This is a genomic window from Ideonella sp. P3_A4, from assembly GCF_056403075.1.
This window is the reverse complement of record NZ_JBFUGE010000515.1, coordinates 1-4333: the sequence shown is the minus strand read 5'-3', so window position 1 is coordinate 4333 and position 4333 is coordinate 1. Positions and strand designations below refer to the sequence as shown.

Here is a 4333-nt window from a genome sequence, read left to right as displayed (position 1 = left end):
CCTCTTGCCTGGCTTTCAGGCATTCACAGAGGAGACAAGAACAATGGCTACTCTCTCTCAGGGTCAATTCATCGCGGCTCGCTCGCGCACCAGCCTGGCCGTCGCCTGCCTCATGGCCCTCGGCGCAGCCACGACGTGCGTCCCGGCCGCGGCGCAGGCTAACGCAAAAGCCGCACAGACATCATCCCGCGCCCAGGCGCGCCTGGCTCCGGTGGGCGGCCAGCGAGGCGCCCGTGCGCTTCAGGACCAGTTCATCGTGGTCTTCAAGCCCGGCTCGACGAACAGTGACGTCAAGGCCGCCCAGAAGACCGCCCGACTGAACGGCGGCGTCATCGGCTTCACCTACACCAAGGCCCTGGTCGGGTTCAGCGCCATGCTGCCGCCGCCCGCTCTGGAGGCGATGCGCGCCAACCCGAAGGTCGACTACATCGATGCCGACCAGATGGTGTCGCTCGACACCGTCCAGCTCAGCCCACCCACGGGCCTGGACCGGACGAGCGAGCGCCTGCTGGCGCTGGACAACCGCTACACCTACAGCGAGACAGGTACCGGCGTGCATGCGTACGTCATCGACACCGGCATCCGCGCCACCCACACCGACCTGGGTGGCCGGGCGACGCTTGATTTCACCGCCGTCGCCCCAGACCCGAACGACTGCCACGGCCATGGCACTCACGTGGCGGGCACGGTCGGCGGCACGACCTACGGCATCGCCAAGCTGGTCAACCTGCATGCCGTGCGGGTGCTGGACTGCAGCGGGTCGGGCACAGTGTCCGGCGTGATCGCCGGGGTGGACTGGGTCACGATCAACGCTGTCCACCCCGCTGTTGCCAACATGAGCCTGGGCGTCGCTGCCGTGGTGCCGTCGCTCAACACGGCGGTGGCCAACTCGGTGGCCAGCGGCGTGGTCTACACGATTGCGGCCGGCAACTCTTCTGCCAACGCCTGCGGTTTCTCGCCGGCCATGGAGCCTTCTGCCTTCACCGTCGGCGCCACCGACCCGACCAACGACGTCGTCGCCGCCTTCTCGAACTATGGGCCGTGCCTGGACCTTTACGCACCCGGCGTCAATATCACCTCGGACTGGAACACCAACGACACCGCCACCAACACCATCAGCGGTACCTCGATGGCCGCGCCGCATGTGGCCGGTGTGGTGGCGCGTTACCTGCAGACCCATCCACTGGACACGCCGGCCATGGTGTGGACCCAGCTGCACACCAATGACAACGACATTTCGACCACCGCAGGCTGGCCGGGCCTGATCGGCCTGCCGTTCGGCTCACCGAACGAGCTGCTGCACTACGGCTCGGTGGCCGATGGTGCGACCGATGGCGACCCCCACCTCACCACGGTCGAAGGCATTCACTACGACTTCCAGAGCGCCGGTGAATTCGTGGCGCTGCGCGAAGGCAATGGCATGGAGATCCAGACACGCCAGACGCCGGTGCAGACGACGATGAACCCGCCAACAAGCGCGTACTCGGGCCTGGCGTCTTGCGTCAGCCTCAACACCGCGGTGGCGGCCCGCGTGGGGTCGCACCGGGTCACGTACCAGCCGAACCCCATCCCCGATTCGGGCGGCATGCAGCTGCGCCTGGACGGTGTGCTGACGACGCTCGGCACGCAGGGCATCAACCTGCCGCCAGGCGGCCGCGTCGTGAAGGCGCCGGTCGGCGATGGCATCGAGATCGATTTCCCCAATGGAACGGTCTTGAGCGTGGTCCAGAACTGGTGGGCTTCGCAGGCCAAGTGGTACCTGACGGTGAAGGTGCTTCGCACACCGGCCAACGAGGGCATCCTCGGTGCGATCAAGCCGGGGAGCTGGTTGCCGGCCCTGCCCGACGGCAGCTCGCTCGGCCTGAGGCCTGTCGCGCTGCATGACCGTTATGTCGACCTCAACGAAACCTTCGCCGACGCCTGGCGCGTCAGCGACGCGAGCAGCCTGTTCGACTATGCACCGGGCACGTCGACCCACACCTTCACCTTCGACGCCTGGCCCTTGGAGTCGCCACCGTGCCTCATTGCCGGCTCGGACGACATTCCCGCCAAGCCGCTCGACAAGCCGACCGCGGTCGAACTGTGCCGCCCTGTCACCGGCAAGGACGCCAATGCGAATTGCGTCTTCGACGTCAGGGTCACGGGCGAGCCGGGGTTGGTCAAGACCTACGAACTGGCCCAGCAGATCGTGACCGGCGCAACGACCACGGCCGTCATCGACGCCAAGGACCCGACGGCGCCGGGTGAAGCCACGACCTTCACGGCGAAGGTCGCCATCAGCGCGACCAGCGGCAAGCCACGGGTGCCAACCGGCTATGTGCAGTTCGCCGTCAATGGTGAAGATGTGGGCGTCCCTGTTGCCCTGAACAAGAAGGGCACGGCACCGTGGGTGACATCCTTCGCCCGCCCCGGCGTCATGAAGGTCACAGCGCGTTACCTACCCACTCAAGGCAGCACATTCCTTCCGAGCAGCAGCCTTGATGAAGAGCACGCGGTGAAGTAGCGGCCCCGCGGGGCGGCACCGCAAGCACCGGTGACTTGGTTGGGGCAATCAATACCGGTGCCCTGCGGTGGCCATCGCGAGGGGCGGAAGGCCTGGGGCGTTTTCTGCGGCCCGCTCGCGGGGAGCCGTTTGTGGCATGCGGGCCGCAATGCGGTCTGAACCGTGTTCTCTTGCGGTGGTTGGGGCGACCGCGAATGAGGCCTCCGAAAACGCCCCAAACCTCCCGCCCCAGGCACGACGGTGGCAGGCAACGGCGTGCCACGCCAACGTCGGTGCCCGCAGGGCGGTGGTGGTGTCTCCGGCCGTAGGCCTCATTCGCGGTCGCCCCAACGCATCTCAGGCACCACGGTGTTGATGCGGCTGCGGGTGACTTACCTCAACAGTCGCCCGCGAGCGGCCGGAGGACGGGGACACCGCCGCCGCCCTGCCGCCGCAACCTCAGCAGGCCAAGGTAATCGTCCAGCCGGCCTAGTGCGCGGACTTAGCCGGCGCGACAGCAGGTGCAAAACCATCCGCCCGCAGCAGCGCGCCCACCTCGGGATCACGCCCCCGGAAGTTGCGAAATGCCTGGCCTGGATCGACGGTATTGCCGACCGACAGCACCGTGTCACGGTAGCGCTTGGCAACCACCGGGTCGAACGGGTCGCCCGCTTCTACGAACGCATCGAACGCATCGTGCGACAGCACCTCGGCCCACAAGTAGCCGTAGTAGCCGGCGGCGTAGCCCTCGCCCGAGAACACGTGGCCAAACTGCGGGATGCGGTGGCGCGCCACCATTGCGCTGGGCATGCCCAGTTCGGTGAGGACAGCCTTTTCGAACGCACGCGGCTCGATCGGCTTGGCGCCTTCGAGATGCAGCTTCATGTCCAACAGCGCCGAGGCCAGGAACTCGAGTTTCCAGAAACCCTTGTCGAAGTTGCGACTGCGCTCGATCTTGTCGACCAGCGACTGCGGCAGCGGCTGGCCGGCCTGGTTGACCAGCATCGCTAGCACCGGCGGCGTCGGCAGCCAGTATTCGTTGACCTGCGACGGGAACTCGCCAAAGTCCAGCACCGAGTTCGGCCCGGCCAGGCTGGGGAAGCTCACGTCCGAACACAGGCCGTGCAGCGCATGGCCGAACTCGTGGAACATCGTCACCGCGTCGTCCCAGGTGATCAGCACCGGCTCGCCCGGTTTGCCGCGCTTGAAGTTGGAGTTGTTCGACACGATCGGGCGAATGTCGCCACCCAGCCGGTTCTGCGCCCGATAGCTGTCCATCCAGGCGCCTGAGTTCTTGCCTTCGCGCGCATACGGGTCGAAGTACCACAGGCCGACATGCTCGCCGTCTTTGCCAAGCACGCGGTAGACGGTCACGTCGGCGTGGAACACCGGCACGTCGCTGATCGGCTCGAAGCGCAGGCCGTACAGGCGGCCGGCGGCCCAGAACATCGCGTCGCGCACCTTGTCCAGCTGCAGGTAAGGCGTCAGCTCATCGACGTTGAAGTCTAGCTGGGCCTTGCGCAACTGCTCGACGTAGTAGCGATAGTCCCAGGGCTGGATCTGGAAGCCGCCCTTCTCCGCGTCGACCAGCTTCTGCATGTCGGCCACCTGCTGGTTGACCTGCGCTACCGCCGGGCCCCAAACCTTCAGCATCAGCGCCATCGCGGCCTGTGGGTCCTGCGCCATCGTGTCCGACAGCTTCCAGTGCGCGTAGGTCTCGAAGCCCATCAGCTTCGAGCGTTCGGCGCGCAGCGCCAGTACCTCGGTGACGATCTTGTTGTTGTCGTGCGCGTCGCCGTTGTCGCCGCGATTCACGAACAGCTGCCAGGCCTTCTCGCGCAGTGCCCGCTT

2 protein-coding genes are annotated in these 4333 nt (G+C 66.5%); one reads left to right on the top strand and one right to left on the bottom strand.

Going from position 1 to position 4333, the window contains the following annotated elements; all coding sequences use genetic code 11:
• Window positions 1–43: 43 nt before the first annotated feature.
• The gene (locus tag AC1DYI_RS27940) at window positions 44–2503 is read left to right on the top strand and encodes a S8 family serine peptidase (protein WP_477207386.1); all 2460 of its coding nucleotides are present in this window, start codon (window positions 44–46) and stop codon (window positions 2501–2503) included.
• 468 nt (window positions 2504–2971) lie between these two features.
• On the opposite strand, the gene AC1DYI_RS27935 is transcribed toward AC1DYI_RS27940, so the two are convergent.
• A partial coding sequence (locus tag AC1DYI_RS27935) for a M3 family metallopeptidase (protein WP_477207385.1) occupies window positions 2972–4333 on the bottom strand: 1362 nt, incomplete at its 5' end.